Source organism: Peteryoungia aggregata LMG 23059 (genome assembly GCF_030814435.1).
Classification (GTDB): domain Bacteria; phylum Pseudomonadota; class Alphaproteobacteria; order Rhizobiales; family Rhizobiaceae; genus Allorhizobium; species Allorhizobium aggregatum.
Window position 1 is genome coordinate 58134 of sequence record NZ_JAUSUW010000014.1, and the last position, 25701, is coordinate 83834.

27 protein-coding genes are annotated in these 25701 nt (G+C 62.0%); 15 read left to right on the forward strand and 12 right to left on the reverse strand.

Annotated elements, in window-relative coordinates:
• Positions 1 to 3: 3 nt before the first annotated feature.
• From J2045_RS19615 to coxB, 8 genes are all read right to left on the reverse strand, one after another.
• Positions 4 to 387, reverse strand: a complete 384-nt coding sequence (locus J2045_RS19615; protein WP_307376095.1) for a DUF983 domain-containing protein — start codon at positions 385 to 387, stop codon at positions 4 to 6.
• A complete protein-coding gene (locus J2045_RS19620) occupies positions 384 to 911 on the reverse strand; it encodes a L,D-transpeptidase family protein (RefSeq protein ID WP_307376097.1) in 528 nt (175 codons plus the stop codon). The genes J2045_RS19615 and J2045_RS19620 overlap by 4 nt, the downstream gene beginning before the upstream one ends.
• A 112-nt stretch (positions 912 to 1023) precedes the next feature.
• On the reverse strand, positions 1024 to 1899 hold the full coding sequence (locus J2045_RS19625; protein ID WP_307376100.1) for a cytochrome c oxidase subunit 3: 876 nt from the start codon (positions 1897 to 1899) through the stop codon (positions 1024 to 1026).
• Positions 1900 to 1954: 55 nt separating this feature from the next.
• The gene (locus J2045_RS19630; protein WP_307376103.1) at positions 1955 to 2563 is read right to left on the reverse strand and encodes a cytochrome c oxidase assembly protein; all 609 of its coding nucleotides are present in this window, start codon (positions 2561 to 2563) and stop codon (positions 1955 to 1957) included.
• A gap of 14 nt (positions 2564 to 2577) precedes the next feature.
• Entirely contained in the window at positions 2578 to 2712 is a 135-nt protein-coding gene (locus J2045_RS19635) for a cytochrome c oxidase system small membrane protein (RefSeq protein ID WP_281409138.1), read from the reverse strand.
• The gene (locus tag J2045_RS19640; RefSeq protein WP_307376106.1) at positions 2712 to 3665 is read right to left on the reverse strand and encodes a heme o synthase; all 954 of its coding nucleotides are present in this window, start codon (positions 3663 to 3665) and stop codon (positions 2712 to 2714) included. Before J2045_RS19640 ends, J2045_RS19635 begins: the two co-directional genes overlap by 1 nt.
• Positions 3666 to 3756: 91 nt before the next feature.
• Positions 3757 to 5424: a cytochrome c oxidase subunit I gene (ctaD, locus tag J2045_RS19645; RefSeq protein WP_307376109.1), complete on the reverse strand. Its 1668-nt coding sequence runs from the start codon at positions 5422 to 5424 to the stop codon at positions 3757 to 3759.
• Between the two features lie 14 nt (positions 5425 to 5438).
• The gene (gene coxB / locus J2045_RS19650) at positions 5439 to 6323 is read right to left on the reverse strand and encodes a cytochrome c oxidase subunit II (protein WP_307376255.1); all 885 of its coding nucleotides are present in this window, start codon (positions 6321 to 6323) and stop codon (positions 5439 to 5441) included.
• A gap of 328 nt (positions 6324 to 6651) precedes the next feature.
• On the opposite strand from coxB, the gene J2045_RS19655 reads away from it, so the two are divergent.
• The 6 genes from J2045_RS19655 to J2045_RS19680 all read left to right on the forward strand — a co-directional run bounded on the left by J2045_RS19655 (position 6652) and on the right by J2045_RS19680 (position 10529).
• Positions 6652 to 7182 (forward strand): invasion associated locus B family protein, encoded by a 531-nt coding sequence (locus J2045_RS19655; protein ID WP_166601157.1) that lies wholly within the window; start codon positions 6652 to 6654, stop codon positions 7180 to 7182.
• A gap of 112 nt (positions 7183 to 7294) precedes the next feature.
• Positions 7295 to 8710 carry a metalloprotease TldD gene (gene tldD / locus J2045_RS19660; protein ID WP_307376112.1) on the forward strand — a complete coding sequence of 472 codons (1416 nt, stop codon included), beginning with the start codon at positions 7295 to 7297 and terminating at the stop codon, positions 8708 to 8710.
• Positions 8707 to 9135 carry a bleomycin resistance protein gene (locus J2045_RS19665; protein WP_307376114.1) on the forward strand — a complete coding sequence of 143 codons (429 nt, stop codon included), beginning with the start codon at positions 8707 to 8709 and terminating at the stop codon, positions 9133 to 9135. Before tldD ends, J2045_RS19665 begins: the two co-directional genes overlap by 4 nt.
• Positions 9136 to 9170: 35 nt before the next feature.
• The gene (locus J2045_RS19670; RefSeq protein ID WP_307376116.1) at positions 9171 to 9845 is read left to right on the forward strand and encodes an HAD family hydrolase; all 675 of its coding nucleotides are present in this window, start codon (positions 9171 to 9173) and stop codon (positions 9843 to 9845) included.
• 77 nt (positions 9846 to 9922) lie between these two features.
• On the forward strand, positions 9923 to 10174 hold the full coding sequence (locus J2045_RS19675) for a hypothetical protein (RefSeq protein WP_307376119.1): 252 nt from the start codon (positions 9923 to 9925) through the stop codon (positions 10172 to 10174).
• A 1-nt stretch (position 10175) separates the two neighbouring features.
• Complete coding sequence (locus J2045_RS19680) at positions 10176 to 10529, forward strand: type II toxin-antitoxin system RelE/ParE family toxin (protein ID WP_307376122.1); 354 nt, start codon at positions 10176 to 10178, stop codon at positions 10527 to 10529.
• Positions 10530 to 10595: 66 nt separating this feature from the next.
• On the opposite strand, the gene J2045_RS19685 is transcribed toward J2045_RS19680, so the two are convergent.
• Both J2045_RS19685 and soxR read right to left on the reverse strand, forming a co-directional pair.
• Positions 10596 to 11909: a D-alanyl-D-alanine carboxypeptidase gene (locus J2045_RS19685; protein WP_307376125.1), complete on the reverse strand. Its 1314-nt coding sequence runs from the start codon at positions 11907 to 11909 to the stop codon at positions 10596 to 10598.
• A gap of 213 nt (positions 11910 to 12122) precedes the next feature.
• Positions 12123 to 12566 (reverse strand): redox-sensitive transcriptional activator SoxR, encoded by a 444-nt coding sequence (soxR, locus tag J2045_RS19690; protein WP_307376131.1) that lies wholly within the window; start codon positions 12564 to 12566, stop codon positions 12123 to 12125.
• Positions 12567 to 12645: 79 nt separating this feature from the next.
• Here soxR and J2045_RS19695 point away from each other — a divergent pair, with 79 nt between their 5' ends.
• Together J2045_RS19695 and J2045_RS19700 are read left to right on the forward strand one after the other, a co-directional pair.
• Entirely contained in the window at positions 12646 to 14127 is a 1482-nt protein-coding gene (locus tag J2045_RS19695) for an MFS transporter (RefSeq protein ID WP_307376134.1), read from the forward strand.
• 84 nt (positions 14128 to 14211) lie between these two features.
• The gene (locus J2045_RS19700) at positions 14212 to 15258 is read left to right on the forward strand and encodes a polysaccharide deacetylase family protein (protein WP_307376137.1); all 1047 of its coding nucleotides are present in this window, start codon (positions 14212 to 14214) and stop codon (positions 15256 to 15258) included.
• 15 nt (positions 15259 to 15273) lie between these two features.
• On the opposite strand, the gene pdxH is transcribed toward J2045_RS19700, so the two are convergent.
• The gene (pdxH, locus tag J2045_RS19705) at positions 15274 to 15888 is read right to left on the reverse strand and encodes a pyridoxamine 5'-phosphate oxidase (protein ID WP_307376140.1); all 615 of its coding nucleotides are present in this window, start codon (positions 15886 to 15888) and stop codon (positions 15274 to 15276) included.
• Positions 15889 to 15953: 65 nt separating this feature from the next.
• Here pdxH and J2045_RS19710 point away from each other — a divergent pair, with 65 nt between their 5' ends.
• The 4 genes from J2045_RS19710 to J2045_RS19725 all read left to right on the forward strand — a co-directional run bounded on the left by J2045_RS19710 (position 15954) and on the right by J2045_RS19725 (position 19591).
• Positions 15954 to 16409 (forward strand): RT0821/Lpp0805 family surface protein, encoded by a 456-nt coding sequence (locus tag J2045_RS19710; protein WP_307376143.1) that lies wholly within the window; start codon positions 15954 to 15956, stop codon positions 16407 to 16409.
• Positions 16410 to 16634: 225 nt separating this feature from the next.
• The gene (locus J2045_RS19715) at positions 16635 to 17909 is read left to right on the forward strand and encodes a J domain-containing protein (protein ID WP_307376145.1); all 1275 of its coding nucleotides are present in this window, start codon (positions 16635 to 16637) and stop codon (positions 17907 to 17909) included.
• Positions 17910 to 18165: 256 nt separating this feature from the next.
• Positions 18166 to 18984, forward strand: coding sequence for an enoyl-ACP reductase FabI (fabI, locus tag J2045_RS19720; protein ID WP_307376148.1), 819 nt, complete (start codon positions 18166 to 18168; stop codon positions 18982 to 18984).
• Between the two features lie 16 nt (positions 18985 to 19000).
• Positions 19001 to 19591: a histidine phosphatase family protein gene (locus J2045_RS19725; RefSeq protein WP_307376151.1), complete on the forward strand. Its 591-nt coding sequence runs from the start codon at positions 19001 to 19003 to the stop codon at positions 19589 to 19591.
• Positions 19592 to 19634: 43 nt separating this feature from the next.
• Here J2045_RS19725 and J2045_RS19730 read toward each other — a convergent pair whose 3' ends face one another.
• Positions 19635 to 19895 (reverse strand): DUF1344 domain-containing protein, encoded by a 261-nt coding sequence (locus tag J2045_RS19730; protein WP_166601111.1) that lies wholly within the window; start codon positions 19893 to 19895, stop codon positions 19635 to 19637.
• Positions 19896 to 20255: 360 nt separating this feature from the next.
• Here J2045_RS19730 and J2045_RS19735 point away from each other — a divergent pair, with 360 nt between their 5' ends.
• From J2045_RS19735 to ribB, 3 genes are all read left to right on the forward strand, one after another.
• A complete protein-coding gene (locus J2045_RS19735) occupies positions 20256 to 23270 on the forward strand; it encodes a bifunctional diguanylate cyclase/phosphodiesterase (protein ID WP_307376154.1) in 3015 nt (1004 codons plus the stop codon).
• A 175-nt stretch (positions 23271 to 23445) separates the two neighbouring features.
• Positions 23446 to 24540 (forward strand): chorismate synthase, encoded by a 1095-nt coding sequence (gene aroC, locus J2045_RS19740; protein WP_307376157.1) that lies wholly within the window; start codon positions 23446 to 23448, stop codon positions 24538 to 24540.
• Between the two features lie 11 nt (positions 24541 to 24551).
• A complete protein-coding gene (gene ribB / locus J2045_RS19745) occupies positions 24552 to 25652 on the forward strand; it encodes a 3,4-dihydroxy-2-butanone-4-phosphate synthase (protein ID WP_307376160.1) in 1101 nt (366 codons plus the stop codon).
• The last annotated feature ends 49 nt before the right edge of the window (positions 25653 to 25701 follow it).

Here is a 25701-nt window from a genome sequence, read left to right on the forward strand (position 1 = left end):
GTGTCAGCCACGGTCGATCACCCCTTGCGAGGCGTTATGCCTGTACTGGAGCGCGATCAGAAGCGCCTTGAGGAAGCGCATCAGCCAAAGGGTCAATGCCACGCCAAGCGGCGCGAAGACGAGGATGTGAAGCCAGACAGAGGGCTGATAGGTCAGTTCGACCCAGACCGCGAAACCGACGACCAGCAGGTCGGCCAGCAGGATGACAAAGATCGCCGGACCGTCCCCGGCATCGATCCAGGACAGATCGAGGCCACAGGCATTGCACCGGGTCTTCGGCTTCAGCAGGCCGTCGAACAGCTCGCCGGTTCCGCAACGCGGACAAGAGGCCGAAAGCGCGGTCTTGACCGGATCTGTGGGTGGGAATTTTGCGCTGTCATCAGTCATGGTGTGATCTCGATCGGTGTGCCATCAGGCACGGTATTCCAAATTATATCCATGTCTGCATTGGTAACGGCGATACAGCCATCCGTCCAATCGAAACGCTGCGTCAAAAACGCCAACCAGCCGAGAGCGTTCCTCTGGCCATGGATCATGATCATGCCACCATGATCTTTCCCCTCGGCTTCGGCACGAGCTATGTCGGCGGCATCAGGATAAGAGATGTGCAAGGAGAGGTGATAGCCACTCCTGTCATTGCGCCAGTCGATGACGTAGTGCCCCTCCGGGGTCCGCTGGTCACCCTCCTCGCCCTTGTGTCCCTCAGGCGCGCCACCGAGCGCAATGGCAAAGGTGGCCATCACCGCTTCTCCCTGCATCAGGTCAAGACGTCGGTCAGATTTGTCGACAACGATATGACTGGCGATCCCGGTCGTTGCGGCGGATGGCATGACGAGGCCAAGCCAGATCAAGAGAAGCGAGGCGGCAAGAAGGGACGACAGGCAGAGGATACGGGTAACGGCGCTGGCCATGGCTGCCTCTTCCGTGATGGTCGACACTGCATGGCGTGACGGGCGCTGATGGCAAAACAAAGGCGGCTGGGTTGCAGCCGCCTTTGTCGAAATCAACTTGAAACCCCGTGCATCAATGGGCGAGCGGTGCGCCCCAATCGCCCCAGATATAGATGGCGAAGAAGAGGAAGAGCCAGACGACGTCAACGAAGTGCCAGTACCAGGCAGCAGCCTCAAAACCGAAATGCTGCTGCGCGGTGAAGTGGCCGGCAAGCGCCCGGAACAGGCAGACGATCAGGAAGATCGTGCCGACCAGAACGTGGAAGCCGTGGAAGCCGGTCGCCATGAAGAAGGTCGCGCCATAGATCGAATTCTTGAAATCGAACGGCGAGACTGCGTATTCGTAGGCCTGAACAAAGGAGAACAGGACGCCGAGCAGGACGGTCAGCACGAGGCCGGAGACAAGTCCCTTGCGGTCGTTGTGCAGCAGGGCATGGTGCGCCCAGGTGACACAGGTGCCCGAGAGCAGCAGGATGACCGTGTTGTAAAGCGGCAGGTGCCAGGGATCGACGACCTCGATGCCAACAGGCGGCCACTGCCCACCGGTAAACTCGACGCGGCTTGCCTGGATCGCCTCGTTGGCGAAGAGGCTGGCATCGAAGAAGGCCCAGAACCAGGCGACGAAGAACATCACTTCGGACGCGATGAACATGATCATGCCGTAGCGCAGATGCAGCGACACGACGCGGGTATGATGACCCTCGTGGGCTTCCTTGATGGTGTCGGCCCACCAGGCAAACATCGTGAAGAGCACGATGGCAAGGCCGATATAGAAGAGCCACGGATTGGCGAAGTCGATGCCGAACAGGTTCAGCGAGCCGCCATTCAGGTAGCGCATGTAGCCGACGCCGCCGAAGGTCAGGATGAAAGCGCCGATCGAGGCCAGCAACGGCCAGGGGCTCGGATCGATGATGTGGTAGTCGTGGTTCTTCTGGTGCGCTTCGGCCATTTCAGCAATCCCCGAATGTCAATTTCATTACGAGTTCCGGCGAACCGGAGCCCTCTCACAGTTTCGGCTGTTCCTTGCCTTCTTCGACCGCCAGGGCAGCCACCGGCGCCTGATCATCGCGCGGATAGAAGGTGTAGGACAGGGTAATCGTTCCGATGCCCTTTGTCTCCTCCGCCTCGACAATGGCGGGATCGACAAAGAAGACGACGGGCATTTCGAGTGTCTCGCCCGGCTGCAACGTGGTCTTGGTGAAGCAGAAGCACTGGACCTTGTTGAAGTAGGCACCGGCCTCGCCGGGGGTGACGTTGAAGATCGCCTCCCCGGAAACCGGCTTCGACGAGTTGTTCGTGGCGGTGTAGGTGATCTGAACGGTTTCACCGATCCTCGGCGTCACCTTCTTGTCGACAGCCTTGAAGTCCCAGTTCAAGCCTGGCGAGGCGTTGGCGTCGAAGGTCACCGTGATTGTGCGATCGAGGACGACGTCGGACACCTGCTCGACACGCTGCGTGGTGCCGCCATAGCCGGTTACCTGACAGAAGAGTTGATAGAGCGGGACTGCCGCATAGGCCATGCCGACCATGGCGCCAACGAAGACGACGCAGGCAGTCGCTACGCCGAGATTGCGGCGGTCTGAAACCTTGTCATTGCCGTTCGATACAGTCACGGTCTGATGCCTCGTTAACCCACGTTGCCAATCTTGATGATGGTCACCACGTAAAAGATGATCACCAGCGCCGCGAGCACCACGCCAAGCGCAATGTTGCGGCCCCGGCGCGACTTCTTCTGCTTGTCGTTCAATTCCACGGTTTCCATCAGGCGGCGCCTCCGAGTGTCGCGAACGGCGCGACATAGAGGTCGATCATCAGAGCCGAGAAGATCGCAAAGAGATAGAAGATCGAATAGGCGAACAGCTTCTTGGCCGGCACCATCTTTTCGTCGCCGTCGGCCATGCGCCAGACGGCGATGGAACAGTGGACGAAGACCGCGCCAAGAAGGGCCGCGACAATGCCGTATCCAATCGAGGACAGACCGGTGAAGGTCGGCAGCACGCCGGTCACTGCGGTCAGAACGGCATAGATTGCAATCTGGCGCTTGGTCGAGGGGATGCCCGCGACATTGGGCATCATCGGCACGCCGACCGCACCGTAGTCCTTCATCTTGAACAGGGCGAGCGCCCAGAAATGCGCCGGCGTCCAGAGGAAGATGATCATGAAGAGAATGAAGCTGTCGAGCGACACGCCGCCGGTCACGCAGGCCCAGCCGACCATGGGCGGGAAAGCGCCGGCCGCACCGCCGATGACGATGTTCTGCGGGGTCGAGCGCTTCAGCCACATCGTATAGACGACAGCATAAAAGAAGATGGTGAAGGCGAGCAGAAAGGCCGAGAACCAGTTGACCGCAAGCCCGAGGATGACGACCGAGAAAACCGACAGGACGAGACCGAAGGCCAGCGCCTCATGCGGCGTGACGCGGCCAGCCGGAACCGGGCGGGTCGCCGTGCGCGACATGACAGCGTCGATGTCGGCATCGTACCACATGTTGAGTGCGCCCGATGCGCCTGCGCCCACGGCAATGCAGAGGATGGCGATGAAGCCGATCACCGGATTGATGGAACCGGGCGCCAGAACCAGGCCAGCCAGCGCCGTGAAGACGACGAGCGACATGACACGCGGCTTGAGGAGCGCGAAGAAATCGCGCGGGCCGGCTTCGGACAGGCGTACTTCGCCATCCATGCCGAAAACGTCGCGATTGTCGATGACCGTCATGCTCTTGCTTTCCGTCTTCCGTTTGGTCTTTCGGGCGCCGCGATCGCAATCGACCGCGGCGCCCGAGGATCAGGTGAGGATCAAGTCCTGATCACTTGATCTTCGGGAGCTGTTCCCACTGGTGATACGGCGGCGGCGAAGAGAGCTGCCATTCCAGCGTGGTCGCACCTTCACCCCAGGGATTGTCACCTGCGACGCGCTTCTTGGCGAAGGCTTCGAAGACGCCATAGAGGAAGATGAAGACTGCAAAAGCCGAGATGTAGGAACCGATCGACGAGACATAGTTCCAGCCGGCATAGGCATCCGGATAGTCGATGTAGCGGCGCGGCATGCCAGCGAGGCCGAGGAAGTGCTGCGGGAAGAACACCAGGTTGACGCCGATGAACATGATCCAGAAGTGCAGCTTGCCGACGAACTCGTTGTACATGTAGCCGGTGATCTTCGGGAACCAGTAGTACCAGCCGGCGAAGATCGCGAAGACGGCGCCGAGCGACAGAACGTAGTGGAAGTGGGCCACGACGTAGTAGGTGTCATGCAGCGAACGGTCGAGGCCGGCATTGGCGAGCTGGACGCCCGTGACGCCACCGACGGTGAACAGGAAGATGAAGCCGATTGCCCAGACCATCGGGGTCTTGAAGGTGAGCGAACCGCCCCACATCGTCGCGATCCAGGAGAAGATCTTGATGCCGGTCGGCACCGCGATGACCATGGTTGCGAAGAGGAAGTAGCGCTGCGCCTGGAGCGACAGGCCGACCGTGTACATGTGGTGCGCCCAGACGACGAAGCCGACGGCGCCGATGCCGACCATGGCATAGGCCATGCCGAGATAGCCGAAGACCGGCTTCTTGGAGAAGGTCGACACGATGTGGCTGACGATGCCGAAGCCGGGCAGGATGAGGATGTAGACTTCCGGGTGGCCGAAGAACCAGAACAGGTGCTGGTAGAGAACCGGGTCACCGCCGCCTTCAGGCGAGAAGAAGGTGGTGCCGAAGTTACGGTCGGTCAGAAGCATGGTGATGCCGCCAGCGAGAACCGGAAGCGACAGCAGCAGCAGGAAGGCAGTGACCAGAACGGCCCAAGCAAAAAGCGGCATCTTGTGCAGCGTCATGCCGGGAGCGCGCATGTTCAGGATCGTGGTGATGAAGTTGATCGCGCCGAGGATCGAGGACGCGCCGGACACGTGGAGCGCGAAGATCGCAAGGTCAACCGCCGGACCGGGCTGGCCCGAGGTCGCGAGCGGCGGATAGAGCGTCCAGCCGCCGCCGACACCGTAACCACCGGCCGGGCCTTCGACGAACATCGAGAGCACGAGCAGCAGGAAGGCCGGAACGATCAGCCAGAAGGAGATGTTGTTGAGGCGCGGGAAGGCCATATCAGGAGCGCCGATCATGATCGGGATCATCCAGTTGGCAAAGCCGCCGATGAGCGCCGGCATGACCATGAAGAAGATCATGATCAGCGCGTGCGCCGTCGTGAAGACGTTGTACATGTGCTTGCCGCCATCGATGGCGGAATCGCCTTCGAAGCCATAGACCATGGAGGCCAGACCGTGGAAGATCTGGATGCCGGGGTCCTGCAGCTCCATACGCATGGCGACCGACAAGGCGGCACCGATGATGCCCGCGATGATCGCGAAGATCAGGTAGAGGGTACCAATGTCCTTGTGGTTGGTCGACAGGAACCAGCGGGCAAAGAAGCCCGGCTTATGGTCGTGATGCGCGCCGTGGGCGTGTTCGTCGTGGGCAACAGAGCCAGCCATTGTCCTCACTCCTCTCAGTTCGTGATGTTTTCGGCGGTCTGGACGGCGGCGGGAGCGCCGTCGACAGCAGCCATCAGAGCGCGGTTGGCGCCGGACAGATCGGAGGTCGCAGCCTGCAGCCAGGTCGCATACTGCGCATCGGAGACCACACGGATCGCGATCGGCATGTAGGCGTGGTCCTTACCACAGAGCTCGGAACACTGGCCGTAGTACAGACCTTCGCGGTCGGCACGGAACCAGGTTTCGTTCAGACGACCCGGGATCGCATCGATCTTGATACCGAAAGCCGGCATGGCGAAGGCGTGGATCACGTCCGTCGGAGCCGCGGTGACCAGAAGGCGAACGGTCTTGCCAACGGGCACGACGACTTCGTTGTCGACGGCGAGCAGGCGCGGATAACGGGCGACATCTTCCTTGCCGGCAGCGGCGCGGTCGCCTTCCTTCAGCATGTAGCTGTCGAACGAGACGACCTGCTCACCTTCATACTCATAGGACCAGAGCCACTGGGTCGCCGTCGCCTTGATCGTAACGTCAGGGTTTTCCGGCATCTTCAGCTGATAGGTCAGCAGATTGAAGGACGGGATCGCAATCGCGAAGAGGATGAGGACCGGGATCACCGTCCATGCGATCTCGATGGCCGTGTTGTGGCTCGTCTTCGACGGAACCGGGTTCGCCGATTCGCGGAACTTGACGACCACGACCACCAGAAGCAGCAGCACGAAAATGGTGATCGGAACGATGAACCAGAGGGTGTATTGCTCAAACCAGCTGTTGAACTCCATGATAGAGGTGGCTGGTTCCTGCATACCCATCTGCCAGGGCTTCGGCTGATCGGCGAAGCTGACAGAAGCGAAAAGCAGACAGGCCAGAGCGGCCAGGGCTGCATAGGTTCTCTTCATCACGGTTGGTCTCCCACAAGCGCTTGATCCACATCAAACCATAGCGCAAAAATCATGCTAGTGTCGCCGTTTCAAATCACAGATTGGCCGCAATCGCAATACGCCCGCGCGAAAGCCGGTGCGGCATTTTTGCGCTTCATCAAATAGATGAGCCCTGCATTCACAGGCTTTCGTCCAACGACACCGGAAAGGGCATCCGATTGCCCATCCGCGACGAAATCGCAGTCCCAATTATGCCGCAGTCAGCCTTAAAAAAGGCTTTTGGGCTTTCCATTTCCCCACCCCGGCGACAAGAATGTCGGCACTGATTCGTTTTCCAGAGGTTTTCATGGGTCTGCCAAGACTTGCCTGGTCCAGCCTGACCGCGAGCGCCGTGCTGATGGCCGCGCTCGCCACACCTGCGCAAAGCCAGCAACCGCAACAACAGCCGGGCTCGATCCGTTCCAATCATGGTGCGTGGTCTGTCATCTGCGACAAGCCGGCCGGCGCATCCGAAGAACAATGCGCCCTGATGCAGAACGTCATTGCGGAGGATCGTCCGGAAGTCGGGCTCTCCGTCGTCGTCTTGAAGACCGCTGACCGCAAGGCGCGCATCCTGCGCATCCTCGCCCCGCTTGGCGTCCTCTTGAAGGACGGCATGGAGCTCTTCGTCGACGGCAACAATATCGGTCGCGCCTATTTCACCCGCTGCTTCTCCGAAGGCTGCTATGTGGAAGTGGAGATCGACGAGGAACTGATGAAGATCCTGCGCGCCGGCAAGGCTGCCGTCTTTGCGCTGCGCGAATCCGCCGACCAGGACCGTGTCGGCATTCCGATCGAGCTTGCCGGTTTCGGTGAAGGTTATGACAAGCTGCCCTGAGGGGCCAGTCGCCGGATCGTGATGACTTTAAAAATGAGGGGCAAGTCCGGCGGGCTTGCCCCTTTTTCGTCCCGCGCCTACATGCAGGGACAAGCGCCCCAAGGAGACCCGCATGACCCAGGACCTTCTCTCCCTCTTCGACTGCGACGAAGCCACGCTGACGCGGCGTGTCGCCGATGCACTGAAAGGTTCAGATGACGGGGAGCTCTTCGTCGAGCATGCCCAGGCGGAATCGCTGACCTTCGACAACGGACGCCTGAAGGGCGGCTCGTTCAACACGGACCAGGGCTTCGGGCTTCGCGCTGTGGCCGGCGAGGCTGTCGGCTATGCCCATGCTGGCGAGTTGTCGCTCTCCGCCCTGTCCCGCGCCGCGGATGCCGTCGGCGCCGTGACCCATGGCCATTCCGGCTCCTATGCGGCCGCACCGCAGCGGACCAATTCCAAGCTCTATGGCGACGGCAATCCGATCGGCTCGCCGACCTTTGAGGAAAAGGTGAAGCTGCTTGCGGAAATCGACGCCTATCTGCGCGACAAGGATCCGATGGTGCGGCAGGTGACGGCAACGGTCGGCGCAAGCTGGCAGGTGGTCGAGATCCTGCGCGCCGACGGCCACCGGGTGCGCGACATCAGGCCGATGACGCGCATCAATATCTCCGTCGTGACAGGCGAAGGCGACCGCCAGGAAAGCGGCTCCTTCGGGGTCGGCGGTCGCATGGGCTTCAATGAATTTCTGACCGAGGAAAGCTGGCAGCGCGGCGCCGACGAGGCACTGCGTCAGGCGCTGGTCAATCTGGAAGCGCAGGAAGCGCCTGCTGGTACGATGGACATCGTGCTTGGCAATGGCTGGCCGGGTGTCATGCTGCACGAGGCTGTCGGCCATGGGCTGGAAGGCGATTTCAACCGCAAGAAGACCTCCGCCTTTGCCGGGCTGATGGGCGAGATGGTGGCCGCACCCGGCGTGACCGTCGTCGACGACGGCACGATCACCGATCGGCGTGGCTCGATCACCATCGATGACGAGGGCACACCGTCGGCCTACAACGTGCTGATCGAGAACGGCAGGCTGGTCGGCTATATGCAGGACCGGCAGAATGCCCGCCTGATGGGCATGAAGGCGACCGGCAATGGCCGCCGTCAGGGCTATGCCCACCAGCCGATGCCGCGCATGACCAATACGTATATGCTCTCGGGCGATAAGAGCCCGGAAGAGATCATCGCCTCGGTGAAGAAGGGCATCTATGCCGTCTCCTTCGGCGGCGGCCAGGTCGACATCACCTCCGGCAAATTCGTCTTCGGCTGCACCGAGGCCTATCTGATCGAAAACGGCAAGATCGGCGCGCCGGTCAAGGGCGCCATGCTGATCGGCAACGGTCCCGATGCGATGAAGCGCATCACCATGATCGGCAATGACTCAAAGCTCGACACCGGGATTGGCAATTGCGGCAAGGCCGGCCAGTGGGTGCCCGTCGGTGTCGGCCAGCCGCATCTGCGGATGGACCAGATCACCGTGGGTGGGACGAAGGCTTGAGGACAAACGCCCTCGTTCCCGAACTGGCGGTCAGCGACTGGCGAACGAGTCGGACTTTCTACCGCGACGTCATCGGCTTTCAGGTCGCCTATGAGCGGCCCGAGGAAGGGTTCAGCTTCCTCACGCTCGGCGACGCGCAACTGATGATCGACCAGATCGGAATCGGGCGGACCTTCGGGATAAAGGACGCTCCTCTCGAACGGCCCTTCGGTCGCGGCCTGAACCTGCAGATCCTGGTGCCTGCTGTCTCGATCATTGTCGATCGCCTTGCGGCGGCGGGCGTGACGCTTTATCTGCCGCTCGAAGAGAAGTGGTACCGGCGGGACGACTATGAGGTCGGCAATCAGCAATTCGTCGTCGCCGATCCGGATGGTTATCTGCTGAGACTCTTCGAAGATCTCGGCAAACGGCGGGCGACGCGTTAACACATTCCTCTTTTCAGCAACCGAGACACTCCCCGATGATCCACCTGCCCCGCCCTCCCAAGGCCGTTGTCTTCGACATGGACGGGCTCCTGCTCGATACCGAGATCCATTACCGCGCCTCGGTGATCTCGGCGGCCAGGGAGCGCAGCCTGCCAATCGATGAACGGGTCTATGAGGGCATGATGGGCCAGCCCTGGACCGGCATCTCGGCGCTCTTCAAACGGACCTGGGGTCACGATTTCGACGCCGATGGTTTCCGCGTACTTTGGCTTGAACATTTCCATGCGCTTCTGGAAAAGGATCTGCGGCTCAAGGAGGGTGTGGTCGAACTGCTCGACCTGCTGGATGCGCTTGGCCTGCCGCGCGCGATAGCCACCTCGTCGGCGCATCACCAGGTGGAGCATCACCTGGCAGGCTTCGACCTCATCCGGCGCTTCGATGCAGTGGTGGCCCATGGCGACTATCTCAGGGGCAAGCCGGCGCCCGATCCCTATCTCGTGGCGGCCGAGCGGCTGGGCGTGGCCCCACAGGATTGCCTGGCGCTCGAGGACAGCCACAACGGCATCCGCTCAGCGCATGCCGCCGGGATGATGGCGGTCATGGTGCCAGATCTGCTCGCGCCAACCGACGAGATCGAGGCGCTGTGCGCGCATGTGGCGCGGGACCTGACCGAGTGCATGCGGTTCTTTGCGGTGGCCGAAGCGGGCTGAGCAGCCAAATCATTGGCAAGCGGCTGGCCGCATGGCAGACTGCCACCTTGCCTCGCAAACCACGGAGTGTATCCATCATGGAGCGCCGCCACCTCAACATCATCCTCGATGATGATCTCGCCACGCATCTCGATCGCAGGGTTCAAGGTGATGGCGCGTTCAGGTCAGCCGATGACTATGTCGGTGAGTTGATCCGTAGGGACATGGCGGAAGATAGCGAGGCCGCACAATTTCTAGACAACCTACTGTCGGAGGCCCTTGTGGATGGCGACCAGTCTTTTCGCTCAGTGAGTGCCGCAGACGTGCTACGCCGCAACGCGAAATCGTGACATGGGCGCCGTCCTTTTTCACCCGATCGCAGACGGTGATCAGGACGAAATCTACAGATGGACTGCTGAAAACTGGGGTGAAGGCCAGGCGGTCGCCTACTTGACGGGGCTACACGCTCATCTGCAGCTGCTCGCACAATCGCCAGGCCTCTGGCGACCGCTTTCGAGCAGGCTTACCGTTCTGATCAAGACGGATGAACCGATCTACGTCACACGCTATCGAATGCACTACGTGTTCTTCCGCAGGCTCCCCGAGGACGGGCTGGGTGTGCTCAGGCTGTTCGACGTGCGTCGCGATATGCCAAGGAAGCTCAGAAGAGAACTGATCCAGATGGCAAGGGATCCGCTGCAGTAAATCTGGTCCGGCGTGGTTTGACGTCACGAACGGATACACCTGGCAATGGATCCGCTATACGGCCAATCACCCCCGCGCCGGCATGAGCACGCAGTCGTAGCGCTGGCGCACCAGCTTGTCGCAGGCGATGCGGGCCTCTTCCTTGGTCTCGAAGCCGGTGAAGCGGGCGCGATAGAAGGTGACGCCGTTGCGGGTGACCATTTCGGTGTAGGTGTCGAGATCCTCAAGCGGGGTGCCGACCTTTTGGCGCGCCTGGGAGAGGAGATCCATGGCGGCCTGGGCCGAAGTGGCGGCGGCGATCTGGATCTGCCACTTGCGTTCGGAGGAAGCCTGCGGCGTGCTCGCGGTGTGTTGCTGGTCAACCGGCGCGAAACGTGTGGCGGGGTTGGCGACCAGCTCTTTTGAGTCCGTTTCCGATGGGGCATAGGCGGCGGCAGTTCCCGGGGCCGAGGTGCCGGTAGCACCGGCCATGCCCTGCACGGCTGCGACCGCCGACTGGCGCGAGGCGGGAACCGGAATTTCGTCACCCAGGCGGGCAAGATCCATCTGCACACCCGTTGATCGGCTGACCAGCAGCTGACTTCCCGATGAGGCCTTCCTGATGTTCGCGTCGAGCAGCTTTTCCATGATCCGATCACGGCTGGCGGCCGTGCGGCCACCCATGACGACGCCGATCACGCGGCGACCGTCATGCTCTACGGCGCTGACGAGGTTGAAGCCGGAGGCATTGGTGTAGCCGGTCTTGATGCCGTCCATGCCCTTGTAGCGATACATCAGGTTGTTGTGGCCGTTGATGGTCTTGCCGCGGAACTTGAAGCTCCTCGTGGCGAAGAGTTCGTATTCCTTCGGGAAGTCGCGCATCAGGGCAACACCCAGGGTCGACATGTCGCGGGCGGTGGTGAACTGCTGCGCATGCGGAAGGCCCGAGGCGTTGAAGAAGGTGGTGTTCATCATGCCGAGCGCGCGGGCCTTGCGGGTCATCAAGGCGGCAAAGCCTTCCTCGCTGCCGCCGAGCTTTTCGCCGATCGCGGCAGATGCATCATTGGCCGACTTGACGATCATCGCCAGCACGGCTTCGCGCACGGTGATGCTGTCACCTGCCTTGACGAAGAGCTTGGTCGGCGGGCGGGAGGCGGCATGTTTCGAAATGGGGACGGGGCTTTCCCAGCTGATCTTGCCGGCGCGGATGGCGTCGAAGACCATGTAGACCGACATCATCTTGGTCAGCGAGGCCGGATGGTTCAGTTCATCGGGGTTTTCGGAGGCGAGCACCTCGCCGGTGCGGGCATCGAGGAGAAGCTGGGCACTGCCGGCTTGGGCTGCAGTCGAGAAAGACAGGATCGCTACGCAAAACGACAACGCGATCAGCAACTTGCTCATGAAAACTCCAATGCCGTCCGGATTTCGATGATGACAGCGGCTGGTTCGATTCGAACGATCCGCCATTTCGAAAGCAGCCCCTATGGCAAGAATGGGGCGACAATCAGCCGATCGGAATCAGATGCAACCATCTGTCCACAGAAGGTCGCCCGGCCATGGTTAGCGAAGGGTTAATCCACAGGGCGAATGCTCGCAGTGACGGACACGAAGCCGTCAGCGGGCAAGCGATACTGCGCCTGTGCCTTCGTCTGCGAGACTGTCCGCGGGATTGACGAGCTGGCAGCGCTGAAGAGACAGGCAGCCGCATCCGATGCAGCCGTCAAGATCGGTGCGCAAGCGCTGGAGGACACGGATGCGGGCATCGAGCCTTTCGGCCCACCCTGTCGCGATGCGGCGCCAGTCTTCGGGCGTCGGCGTCCGCCCTGCCGGAAGGGCCGACAAGGCGTCGGCGACCTCCGACAGCGGCAACCCCACCTCCTGAGCAGCGCGGATCAAGGCCAGACGACGCAGGACATCACGGCCATAGCGGCGCTGGTTTCCACCGGTTCGGTCGGCAGAGATCAGGCCCTTGCGCTCGTAGAAATGGATGGCCGAGACCGCCAGTCCGCTGCGGCGGGCGACGTCTCCGACGGTCAAATGCATTTTTTGCTGCGCCATGGCTTTACCTCAACTTGGGTTGAGGTTGTAGCATGGTCGGAAATCGCATTCTACCGCATCCCGCAGAGAGAGTTCCTTCATGACCGATACGACCGAGAGCCTCGACGGTACGCCCGCAACAGCCGTAGAGGGCACCGGGACAGCCCAATCGGCGACCTTTGACGAAGGAGGCTGGCTCGATCTGCTGCAGCCCGCCCATCTCGCCACGACCCTGATGCTGAGCATGGGTGTGGCGCTCTTTGCATTCAACGGCTTCTTCGTCTCGACCGTCTTGCCGAGCGCGATCGCGGAGATCGGCGGCGGGCACCTCATCGCCTGGTCGGTCTCGCTTTATTTGATCGGCTCGATCGTCGCCGGGGTGACGGCTGCCCAGCTCAAGCAGCGCTTCGGCGCGCGCCGGGTGCTGATCGTGGCCACCCTCCTCTTCATCGCCGGCACGGTGGTTGCCGCCATGGCGACCTCCATGGAGCAGGTGCTTGTCGGCCGGGTCGGACAGGGGCTGGGCGAAGGCGTCGTGGCAGCGATCTGCTATGCGTTGATCCCGGCGCTCTTTCCTGCCCGGCTGGTGCCCAAGGTCTTCGGGGTCGAAGCCCTGGTCTGGACCTGCGCCTCCTTCGGCGGCCCGTTTGCGGCCGGCTGGATGGCCGAGAGCTTCTCCTGGCGCATGGCCTTTCTCATCAATGTCCCCTTCGGTCTCACCTTCATCGTGCTTGCCGCTTTTACGGCGACGAGACGCGAAAAGGGTCGCGAGACTTCGGGGCTGCCACTCTCCCCGCTGGTGCTCCTGTCGCTCGGCCTGCTGATGGTCCTTTACTCCGGCATCGTCGGGCATGCCTTGATGTCGGCGACGCTGGTCTTTGCGGGTCTCGTCCTGCTCGGCCTCAGCGTCATCAGGGACCGCCTCTCCCCATCCAGCCTGATGCCGCACAGCGCCTTCGGTCTCAGTTCCACCGTCGGCACAGGTCTCTGGCTGATCCTCCTGATGCCGGTCGCCCAGGCCACGAGCAGCGTCTACTTCGTCTTCGGCCTGCAGCGCGACTTCGGCTTCGGTCCGATGGCGGCGGGCGGTCTCGGTGCAGTCATGGCGATGAGCTGGAGCCTCGTCGCGGTCTTGATCGCCCATATCGGAGCAGGATCGGCCCGGCGGCGAGCCATCGAGGCGGGCCCCGTCCTCCAATGCTGCGGAATGATCCTCGTGGCGCTCGGCTTTCATCAGGGGTCTCTGGCCCTCCTGATTGCCGGGCAGATCGTCGTGGGTGCGGCCTTCGGAGCGAGCTGGGCATTCCTCAGCCAGATGCTGATGGAGGCAAGTGCCGCAGGAGAGCGTGACAAGACCTCGGGCCTGATCCCGACGCTGCAATCGGCCGGTTTCGCGATCGGAGCTGCCTTTGCGGGGCTTGCCGGCAACGGCCTTGGTCTTGCCGAGGCTTCGACCAACGAGACGACGAACATGGCATTTGCTGTCACCTTCCTGATCCCCGTCCTGTGGACAGTCCCGGCCGTACTGCTCGCCAGACGCTCCACCCGGCTTGCCGAGGGCGTTTTGCGGCCTTCAGCATAAATTGAGGCGACCTGTTGAACCTAGTTTAAAGACTTGGAGGCTAGCCTCCCGGCAATTGTGACCAAGGCTATTTCAGGCAGGGCGATGGCGGGACGGATCGGACAGCGGTTGAAACAGGCGGTGATTACCGCCGGGCTGGAGGCGTCCTTTCTGATGTCGCGGCTCGGCGTTGCCCGTAGCCTTAGAGGGCACGGGGTGATCTTCACGCTGCATCATGTCCGGCCGGACGAGGCGGGCGCCTTCCAGCCGAACCGGCATCTGTCGATCACACCGGAGTTTCTCGATTCCGCCATCCGGGCGCTTGCTGCGCGCGGCTATCGGTTCTTGCGGTTACAGGACGTGCCGGCAGCCCTTGCCGAACCTGAAGGCGCCCTACCCTTTGCCGTTTTCACTCTCGATGACGGTTTTCGCGACAACCGCGATCATGCGCTGCCCGTCTTCGAGCGCCACGGCGTTCCCTTTACCATCTTTGTCTGCAAGGGGCTTTCAGAGCGCAGTCACACGATGTGGTGGGATACGGCGGAGGCGCTGATTGCGGCGAAGTCTCGGGTGGCGCTCTGCCTGCCCGCCGGACGGATCGACCTTGATTGCGGTACGGCGCGCGCAAAGTCAGCCGCTTTCGATGCCATCGTGCGTGCGCTGATGGCGGGCGATGAGGCAAAGGGCGTGGCGCAGCTTGATGCGGCAGCCAATGCTGCGGGGATCAATCCGCATGCCCTCGTCGCAGAAGCTGTGATGGACGGGCAGGAGCTCGCGGCGCTGGCCGGCCATCCGCTCGTCTCCTACGGCGCCCATACCGTGAGCCACCGGGGCCTTGCCCAACTCACCGATACCGAGCTTCTGTCCGAATTCAACGAAAGCGCCGAATATGTCAGGGCAATCACCGGGCAGCGACCTGTGACCTTCGCCTATCCCTATGGCGATGCCCGCAGCGCGACGGTTCGAACCGCCGGCTATGCCGACTGGGCGGGCTTCAAGCTCTCGGTGACAACACGGCCGGGCACGCTGACGCCGGCCTCGATGGCGAGCCCGCAGCTCCTGCCGCGGATTTCGCTCAACGGGCTCTACCAGAAGGGTCGGTATGTCGAGGCTCTGGCATCGGGGCTGCCGTCGAAACTCGCCGGCGGCTGAGACCCTCCCCTCTCCTCAAGGATACATGCGGACCTTCGACCAGCCGTCCCCATCACGCCGAAACTCGATGCGGTCGTGCAGACGGAACTTGCGGTCGTGCCAGAACTCGATCGAGCTTGGCATGATGCGGAAGCCCGACCAGTGGGGTGGGCGCGGCACACTTCCGAGCGCGTATTTCGCGGTGTATTCGGCGACCGCCTTTTCCAGCGCGAAGCGGCCTTCAAGCGGGCGGGACTGTTTCGAGGCCCAGGCGCCGATGCGACTGCCGAGCGGGCGGGACTGGTAATATTCGTCGGCTTCCTCGTCGGAAACGACCTCGACATCCCCCCTCAGACGGATCTGACGGCGCAGCGATTTCCAATGAAAACACATGGCCGCCTTTTTCTGGCCGAGAATTTCCTGTCCCTTCTGGCTCTCGAAATTGGTGTAGAACACAAACCCTCTGACATCGAAGCCCTTGAGAAGCACCATACGCACATTCGGCAGACCATCCGCATCCACGGTGGCCAAGGCTACCGCATTGGGATCATTGATCTCCGAGGCTTCGGCATCCTTGAGCCAGGTGGCGAAGAGGGCAAAGGGTTCGCTCTCTTCGGTGAAGTCACCAGTTGTTAACCCGATATCTGACATATTGTGTAAAATGCTCCCGATATGCATATTGGCCGCCGATGACGACGCACTGGATCGCAGGCCCCTTGGCAGACATATCAAAATCGGTCGAGCGTACAAAGGGTTGGTGCATGCGTAGAAGCTCTATCTTGCTCGTCATCGCTGCGACACTTCCGCTCAGCGGTTGCTTTGGCAGCAGCATGGACCTGTTCGGTTCCGAGACTGTCGACAATTCGATCTCCACCTCCACGGTCGCCAAGAACGGCAACACGACCAGCCGTTCCGACGAACTCACGGTGCAGAGCGCCGTTTCCTCCGCCGACCTTTCCAAGAGCGAGGGCAAACCGTTGCCCTGGGCAAATGCGACCACCGGCAGCGCCGGCGTGGTGACGGCGATCCAGGAAGAGAAAGGCGACGGTGTGATCTGCCGCAACTTCTCGACCACGCGCCATTCCTACGAAGGCATCGCCTACTTCTCCGGCAAGACCTGCACGGCAGGCTCCGGCAGCTGGCAGCTGATGAACTTCGATCGCCAATCGTAAACGGCTGGGGCGATTTCTGTCGCATTCGAAAGATTTGCTTAAGCAAACCCGAAGAAATAGGCCACCCTGCCCTGACGCAACGTAACCTTCAATTAGCAACTCGCGTGCAACGCTGTGCGCCAGTCTAACGTCCGCCCCCGCATGAACTCAGCGGGACGGTAATTGAGTGTTTCGGATGGGGCGTCATGACAGGGCCTTTCCGTATGAGGTTTGTTGGTGTCCTCAATGCGTGATTTCTATTCGATCCTGGGCGTGAAGCGCGATGCCGGCGCGGACGAGATCAAGACGGCATGGCGCTCGAAAGCGAAATCCGTGCATCCGGACCAGAACCGCGACGATCCACAGGCGCACAACCGCTTCGCCGAGATCGGGCGCGCCTATGAAGTGCTGAAGGATCCGGCCAAGCGCAGCCGGTATGATCAACAACGCATGAAGGTCGAAGCCTTGGAACGCGAACAGACGATCATGCAGCAGCGCCAGTCGGCGCGCGAGGCGGCCGAAAAGGCCAAGCAGGCCAAGGCGAATGCCGAGAGGGTCCTGGAAGAACTCGCTCGTGCGGAAGCCGAAAAGGCCAAGGCGGACGCGGCCCAGGCTGCCAAGGTGAAGGCCGCGAAGGAACAGGCCGCCGAGGCGAAGGCCAAGGCTCAGGCAGAGGCCCAGGCGACGACGAAGGATGAGGCCTCGAAGGCCGGACCAGCGGCTTCGTCCGGCGCCGAGAAGACAAATTCAGCCGGGTCAACAGCGGGAACGGCAAGCGGTGCCGGCGCCTCCGTTGGCGGCACGACCTCCGGCCCGGAAGAAGCCGCATCCCGCATCTTCGGCGACAGCCCGGAAGCCGCCGCAGCGGCCGAGACCCTGCGCCGCGAACAGGAGGCGGCAGAGCTTTCCGAGGGCATGCCGCTCAAGCCAGCGACCTCCCCCCTGCTCGCGCCCATCGAGCTTTTCAGTTCACTTGTCCGGCGCCTGCGCGGCGCGCCTCCTCCCCTGCCGGAAAAGGCACCCGACATCTTCGCCGAAGCCGTGGTCGCAATCGCCGACCTGCTGGAACAGAAATCCGTACCGATCACACTCAACGACGGGCGTGAGGTGCGCGTGCCGCTTGACGGCGTGACCGAGGGCCATGTGGTGCGCCTGAAGAACCAGGGGCTGAAGTTCCAGGGTTTGCAGCGCGGCGACGTCGCGGTCACCATCCGGGTTCTGCGCGCCGAACGCTTCCTCGTCGATCTATTCGACATCCGTACCGTTTTGCCGATCACGCTGGAAAACGCCGTGCTCGGTTGGGACACCCAGGTCGAGGGGCCGGATGGCACGATGGTACCGGTCAACGTGCCGGCATGGTCGAATTCCGACCAGGTCATCCGGATCGACGATCTCGGCTTGCCGAATGGCGAGGGCGGACGCGGTGCGCTCGTCGTCGAATTGCGGGTGATGCTCTGGGAAAAGCCGGATGAGAAGGTCACCGATCTCATGCGCCTGATGCGCGAGGGGCTCTACATCTGAGCCAGATGGCGGCCTGACTGCTGGCTTTTCAGGGCTCGCCGTCCACGGGCGAGGCCACCGCTCGGCGGCGGCATGTGCCACATGCTTTCAGCGTCGATCATGGAGACGCGCGGCAGCTTTTACCTGATATATGAAGGATTTCTGACGGGCGCACCGAATGTCGGGGCACTGTTCGACCGATCTGGGGCTGCAATCTTGAACGATGGAACGGCCTATGCCATAGGCAACTCCACCGAAAGTCTCAAAGGGTCCCGATATGGTTCAAGGTTCCGGCCTCATGGCAGGCAAGCGCGGCGTCATCATGGGTGTCGCCAACAATCGCTCCATCGCCTGGGGGATCGCGAAGGCCTGTCGCGACCAGGGCGCCGAGATCGCGCTGACCTGGCAAGGCGATGCGCTGAAGAAGCGGGTTGAGCCGCTGGCCGTGGAACTGGACGCTTTCCTCGCCGGCGATTGCGACGTGACGAACCTCGAAAGCATCGATGCCGTCTTCACCAATATCGAGGCACATTGGGGCAAGATCGACTTCGTCGTGCATGCGATCGCCTTCTCCGACAAGGACGAGCTGACCGGCCGCTATATCGAGACGAGCCGTGACAACTTCGCCCGGACGATGGACATCTCCGTCTACTCGTTCACCGCCGTTGCTGCCCGCGCCGAAAAGATCATGAACGATGGCGGCTCGCTGCTGACGCTCACCTATTACGGCGCCGAGAAGGTCATGCCGCATTACAACGTCATGGGTGTGGCGAAGGCCGCACTCGAAGCGTCCGTACGCTATCTCGCCGTCGACATGGGCGGCCGCGGTATCCGCGTCAACGCGATCTCGGCCGGCCCGATCAAGACGCTCGCAGCCTCCGGCATCGGCGACTTCCGCTATATCCTCAAGTGGAACGAGTATCACTCGCCGCTGAAGCGCAACGTCACCACCGACGAGGTGGGCAAGTCGGGCATGTATCTCCTGTCCGACCTTTCGACCGGGGTTTCCGGCGAAGTGCACCACGTTGACTGCGGCTATCACACGGTTGGCATGAAGTCGGTCGACGCGCCCGACATCGTGCTCGGCAAGGACTGACATCGGAGACGGCGCCGTGCTCATCTACATGATCCGCCACGGCCAGACCGACTGGAATGCCGAAGGCCGCATGCAGGGGCAGAAGGATATCGGCCTCAACGATATCGGCCGCCAGCAGGCATCCGAAAACGGGCGCAAGCTCGCGCAAATCCTCGGCAGCCATGCTGGGGATTTTGATTTTGTCAGCTCTCCGCTCGGGCGCACCCGCGACACCATGGAACGGCTGCGGACCGCCATGGGCCTGCCGCCGCAGGACTATCGTCTCGACGAGCGGCTCAAGGAACTGTCCTTCGGAGACTGGGAAGGCTCGACGCTGCCGGAACTGGCGCAGGTCTCGCCGCAACGGGTCGCCGAGCGCTCACGGCAGAAGTGGGGGTTCATTCCCCCCGGCGACGACGCCGAGAGCTATGAAATTCTTTCCTGGCGAATCGGTGCCTGGATGCAGTCTGTCGAGAGGCAGACCGTCTGCGTCAGCCATGGCGGCGTCATTCGCAGCTGCTTCAGGCTGGTCGGCGGGATCGGTGAAGACGAAGCCTGCGAGATGAATATTCCGCAGGATCGAATCCTGAAGATCGACCGCGACGCAAGACAGATCGGCTGGATCTGACCGCCGCTCAGGGCCGCCGCCGGGCAGCGGCCCTCTTTTCCCTCTATTGCAGCACTTCCAGATCGTCGACGACGCGTTTGCCGTCCACTTCCGTGTAAAACACGATGACCTTCTGGCCTGGCTCGAGACCTTCGAAATTGAACTCCGAAGGCACGGCATAGGTCTTTCCGTCATCGAGGACGAGAGACATCCCATCGACATTGACATCACGGATGGTGGCCTCGACATCGGCGCTGCCGGCGAGAACCGTGATGGGCGAAAGGAAGCTTGCCGTGGCAAGAAGAAGAGAGATCACGACACGCATGCAAACCACCCTGGACAAAATCGATGCTGAAAACGACTGCAAACTAGCCTCCCGAATGTGGCGGAATTCGCCCGTGATGATGACATTTCAATGGGATTGTGGACGCGAATGCAAGGGTGGATCGCGCAATCCTCAAGGATTGTTCCTCGGGCAATAGCGGTTGCCGGTTCGGCGCGCGGCGGCGGATGCGGACGTGCTCGGCACCGATCGTGCGAAGCGGGACGACCGCAAAATGCAAACTCCACGAGAAATCCTAAATTAACCGGCCTGTCATACACTTAGCGGACATCGGGATCAGGGGCATCTGCATTGCGTAAAATGACGAGGGATCTGCAGTTCGGAAGCAGATGGGGCACTGGCATGCCCTGGCTGATCGGCGGTGCCTTCCTCAGTGTGCTAATCGTCTCGATAGGGCTGATGATCGACCGACAGACCGCGCTCACCGAGCGCGGGCGGGTGGAACATGCGGTGCTCGACCGACTGCAGCATGCCGCGACCGAAATCCGGACGCAGATGCGCGACGATGTCGATCTCGCGCTCGCGCTCGCCGACGACATCGCCGATGACGCGCTGATCTCGCCGACCGAGCTCAACAGGACGCTCGATCGGGTGCTTGCCGACAACAAGCATTTCCGTTCCGCCTACTTCACGGCCCTGGACGACCCGAACCGCATGGCGTTCACCCCTGTGATCCGCAGCGACGCGCGCAACTTCATCATCGATATTCCGGTTCCGCCGCTGCCCTGGCAGACCGATCCGGCATGGGTTTCGCTTGTCGTCGAAATCGACGCCGATCGCTTTTTCGCCGATCACGCCCTGCTGGCCGAACACACGCTTCCCAACCACGAGCTTCCCGACCACGAGGAGCACGACCACACCCGGATCGCCGCTGTTCTGCCGTCGTCAACCAACGCAGATCAGGCCTTTGGCGACCAGACGATCTTCTCACAACAACCGGTCACCCTGACCATCGACGACATCGGTCTGCCTTTCACGCTGTACGGCACGCCGGTCGAGGGCTGGGACGCGGCAATGAACCGTCTATTGCCCAGCCGTCTGCTGGTGCTTGCCGGCGTCCTTGCCATGATGATCTCGGTCTTGCTTGCGGTCTTCCTGCTGCGCGAGCGCAACATCAACATTTCGCGTCTGCGGGCACGCGAACAGCGACTGCTCGAACTGTCGCAGCGATTCCAGCTGGCGCTGGAAACATCCAATATCGGCATCTGGGAAATCGATGCGGTCACACACGCGCTGATTTGGGACCGCCGGAGCGCAGGGCTGCACGGCTTGCCCGAGAGCCTCTCCGACGACGAAGACAGGATGGCCGACTGGTTCGCATCCCTGCATGCCGACGATGTCGACAAGGCCGAGCAGTTCTATTTCAACTGCGTTATCGCCGCCACCGCCGACAAATGGGATATCAGCTACCGCCTGCCGCTGTCAGACGACAGCTTCCGCTACCTCCGGTCCGTGGGTGCCCGGACCCTTGACGGCAGCATCACCGGTATCGTCTGCGACGTGACGACCGATACGCTGGTTACCCAGTCGCTGAGCATGGCCAAGGAAAACAGCGACATCAAGAATGCCGAACTGGAACTGGCGCTGGAAGAGCTTTCCAGCCGTGAGCACCAGCTGGCCGAAGCCTCGCATCGGCTGGATCTCGCGCTCGGTTCCTATAATTGTGGCACCTGGGAAGGCGACCCGGTCACCCGGACAGCCATATGGGACGAGCGCATGCATCAGCTCTATGGCATCCCGTTCAGCGACAAGCCGGTACAGGAACATGTCTGGCTGTCTCGACTGCATCCCGAAGAGCGCGGAGAAATCCAGCTCGCCACGAAGCGCGCCGTCACCCTCGACCAGGTGCTCAACACCACCCAGAAGGTGCTGCTGCCCAACAACGAGATCCGTTACATCCGCTCGGTCGGCCAGCCGCATATCGGCCGCGACGGGAAGAAGAAGCTGATCGGCATCGCCTTCGACGTCACGGCCGACGCCCTGCTGGCCGAGCAGCTGCGTTCCGCCAAGGCGGAAACCGACATGCGCAACATCGAGCTGGAACTGGCCAAGAACCGCATCGAATTCAATGCCCTGCATGATCCGCTGACCTCGCTCGCCAACCGCCGCAAGCTTGACCTGGAACTCGACACGCTCGGGCGCGGCGGCAAGCAGGCGAGCAAATTCGCCATCCTGCATCTCGACCTCGACCGCTTCAAGGAAATCAACGACACGCTGGGTCATGCCGCCGGCGACGCTATGCTCGTGCATGCCTCACGCATTCTGATGAAACACGTGCCGCGCGGCGACCTCGTGGCGCGCATCGGCGGGGATGAGTTCGTCGTGCTGGCACGCCGTCAGACCTCGGCTGACGAACTGGCGACACTCGCCAACCGCATTATCGAGGAGATGCGCCAGCCGCTCGACTTCGAAGGCTTCGACTGTCGCTGCGGCGTGTCGATCGGCATCGCGCAGGCCCATGGCGCCTCCCCCGATCCGCGCAAGGTTCTGATCAACGCCGACATCGCGCTCTACCAGGCCAAGGAAAAGGGCCGCAACTGCTACGAGTTCTTCACGCCCGACCTGCAGGCCAACATCATCGCCAAGAAGCGCATGGCCGACGACATGCTGGCGGGTCTCGACCGCGACGAATTCATTGTCTGGTATCAGCCGCAGTTCGAGGCTGACAGCATGCAGCTCTGCGGCGCCGAGGCACTGATCCGCTGGCGCCATCCCGATCGCGGCATTCTTGCCTCGGGCAACTTCCTGAAGGTCGCGGAAGACCTGAACGTCATGGCCCGCATCGACGAACTGGTGCTGCAGACGGCTCTCAAGGATCAGATGCGCTGGACGGCGCTTGGCATGGCCGTGCCGCGCATTTCGGTGAACGTGTCCTCGAAGCGCCTGCATGACGACAATCTGATCGATCAACTGAAAGGTCTTGCGATCACCCCCGGCTCGATCTGCTTTGAATTGGTGGAATCGATCTTCCTCGACGAAAGTGACACGCTCGCCTCCGACAATATCGAACGCATCAAGGCGCTCGGCATCGACATCGAGATCGACGATTTCGGCACCGGCCACACCTCGATCGTCAGTCTCCTGAAGCTGAAGCCCAAGCGGCTGAAGATCGATCGTCAGCTGGTCATGCCCGTGACCGTGCAGCCGCAGGAACGCAGCCTCGTGCGCAACATCGTCGAGATCGCCCGTTCGCTCGGCATCGAGACGGTGGCGGAAGGGGTGGAGACACAGGAACATGCCGGCATCCTGCGCCAGCTCGGCTGCGACTACCTGCAGGGCTATGCCTTTGCCAAGCCTCTTTCGTTTGAGGATTTCACCCGTTTCGTCGACCGCCTGCCCCAGCGCAAGGCTTCGTAAGCCTGTACTGCGGTGGATCATGCCGCCTGCGGTGACAGTGTGTTGTCGCAAAACAGCGGAAGCGGGCGCAAAAGCGCTTCACAGAAATTATGGATTTGCTCTATGAGTGACGCCATCCAAGGCAGGGCCCGCCGGAAGACGTTCCGGGAGGCGAGAATGGAACGGTAGCTCACGCATGTCGCACAATACCTTCGGTCACCTCTTCCGCGTCACCACCTGGGGCGAAAGCCACGGGCCGGCGCTTGGCGCGGTCGTCGACGGCTGCCCTCCGGGCGTTCGTTTCCGACAGGAGGACCTGCAGGTCTTCATGGACAAGCGTAAGCCGGGCCAGTCGCGCTTCGTCACTCAGCGACGCGAGGACGACATCGTCAAGGTGCTCTCCGGCGTGATGCCGCAGGAAGACGGGACTATGATCACGACCGGCACGCCGGTCTCGCTGTTCATCGAAAACACCGACCAGCGCTCCAAGGACTACGGCGAGATCGCCAAGCGCTATCGCCCTGGACATGCCGACTATACCTATGATCTGAAATACGGCATCCGCGACTATCGCGGCGGCGGTCGCTCGTCGGCCCGCGAGACGGCAGCCCGCGTGGCGGCCGGTGCGCTGGCGCGCCTCGCCATGCCCGGCGTCACCATTCGTGCGGCGCTGGTGCAGATGGGCACACACAAGATCAACCGCGGCAACTGGGATTGGGCGCAGGTCGACCAGAACCCCTTCTTCTGCCCTGACGCTGACATGGTCCCGGTCTTCGAGGACTATCTAGACGGAATCCGCAAGGCGGGCTCCTCCGTCGGCGCGGTGATTGAGGTGGTGGCCGAAGGCGTGCCTGCCGGGATCGGCGCGCCTGTTTATGGCAAGCTCGATCAGGAGATCGCTGCGGGGCTGATGTCAATCAATGCGGTGAAGGGCGTCGAGATCGGCAACGGCTTCCAGTCGGCCGAAATCACCGGCGAAGAGAATGCCGACGAGATGCGGATCGGCGCTGACGGCAAGCCGGTCTTCCTGTCCAACCATGCCGGCGGCGTGCTGGGCGGGATCTCGACGGGCGAGCCGATCGTCGCGCGCTTCGCCATCAAGCCGACATCGTCGATCCTGACCGAGAAGCGCTCGATCGACTCGGATGGTCAGGAGGTCGATGTGCGCACCAAGGGCCGTCACGATCCCTGTGTCGGCATTCGTGCCGTGCCCGTCGGCGAGGCGATGGTTGCCTGCATCCTTCTCGACCATATCCTGAGAGACCGCGGCCAGAACGGCCGCACCAGATAAGGACCTGTTCCATGAGCTATGATCAGAAGCGCGTCGTTGAGGCACTCCGGGCCTTCGAAGCCGGCGAAATCGTCGTGGTCATGGATGACGACGACCGCGAGAACGAAGGCGACCTGATCGTCGCCGCCGTCCATTGCACGGCCGAGAAGATGGCCTTCATAGTCCGCCACACCTCGGGGATCGTCTGCGCCCCGATGCCGAAGGAGGAGGCCAAGCGGCTGAACCTGTCGGCCATGGTGGCGGAAAACGACAGTGCCCATACCACCGCCTTTACCGTTTCGGTCGACTTCAAGCACGGCACGACAACGGGCATTTCCGCCGACGACCGGACGCTGACAGTCCGCAATCTTGCCAATCCGAATGTCGGGGCGAGTGACTTCCTGCGCCCCGGTCACATCTTCCCGCTGGTCTCCCGCGAGGGTGGCGTGCTGATGCGGTCGGGCCACACGGAAGCGGCCGTTGATCTCTGCAACATGGCGGGCCTGCCGCCGATCGGCGTGATCTCGGAGCTCGTCAATGACGACGGCACCGTCATGCGCGGCCCGCAGGTTTCCGATTTCGCCGTGAAGCACGGCCTGAAGCAGGTGTCCGTCGCCGATCTCATCGCCTATCGCCAGCGCAAGGAAACGCTGATCCAGCTGGTTTCCAAGTTCGACCTGCAGACCCCTTATGGCCCCGCCAAGGCCTATGCCTATTCGCTGCCCTGGGATCCGATGCAGCATCTGGCCGTCGTCTTCGGCGACATCAGGGATGGAGAAGACATTCCGGTGCGGCTGCATCTGGAGGATGTCGGCCGCGACGTGTTCGGCACCGACCGGCAGATCGACGGGATCATGAAGCGCATTTCCGAGAAGGGCCGCGGCGTGATCGTCTATTTGCGCGAAGGCTCCGTTGGCGTCGGTGTCTCGACCACGGCACGCAGCGGCAAACACGACCGTGAGGGGCACCAGGAAGCGCAGGCGCGCGAGAGCGAATGGCTGGAGATCGGGCTTGGCGCACAGATCCTGAAGGATCTCGGCGTCACCTCGATCCGCCTCTATTCGTCGCGTGAGCGGCATTATGTCGGGCTTGAGGGCTTCGGCATCCAGATCTCGGCGACAGAGATCGTTTGAGGGTTAGCGGCCTCTTCTTGATCAATTGATGCCAGTGTGGCGGCTTAGT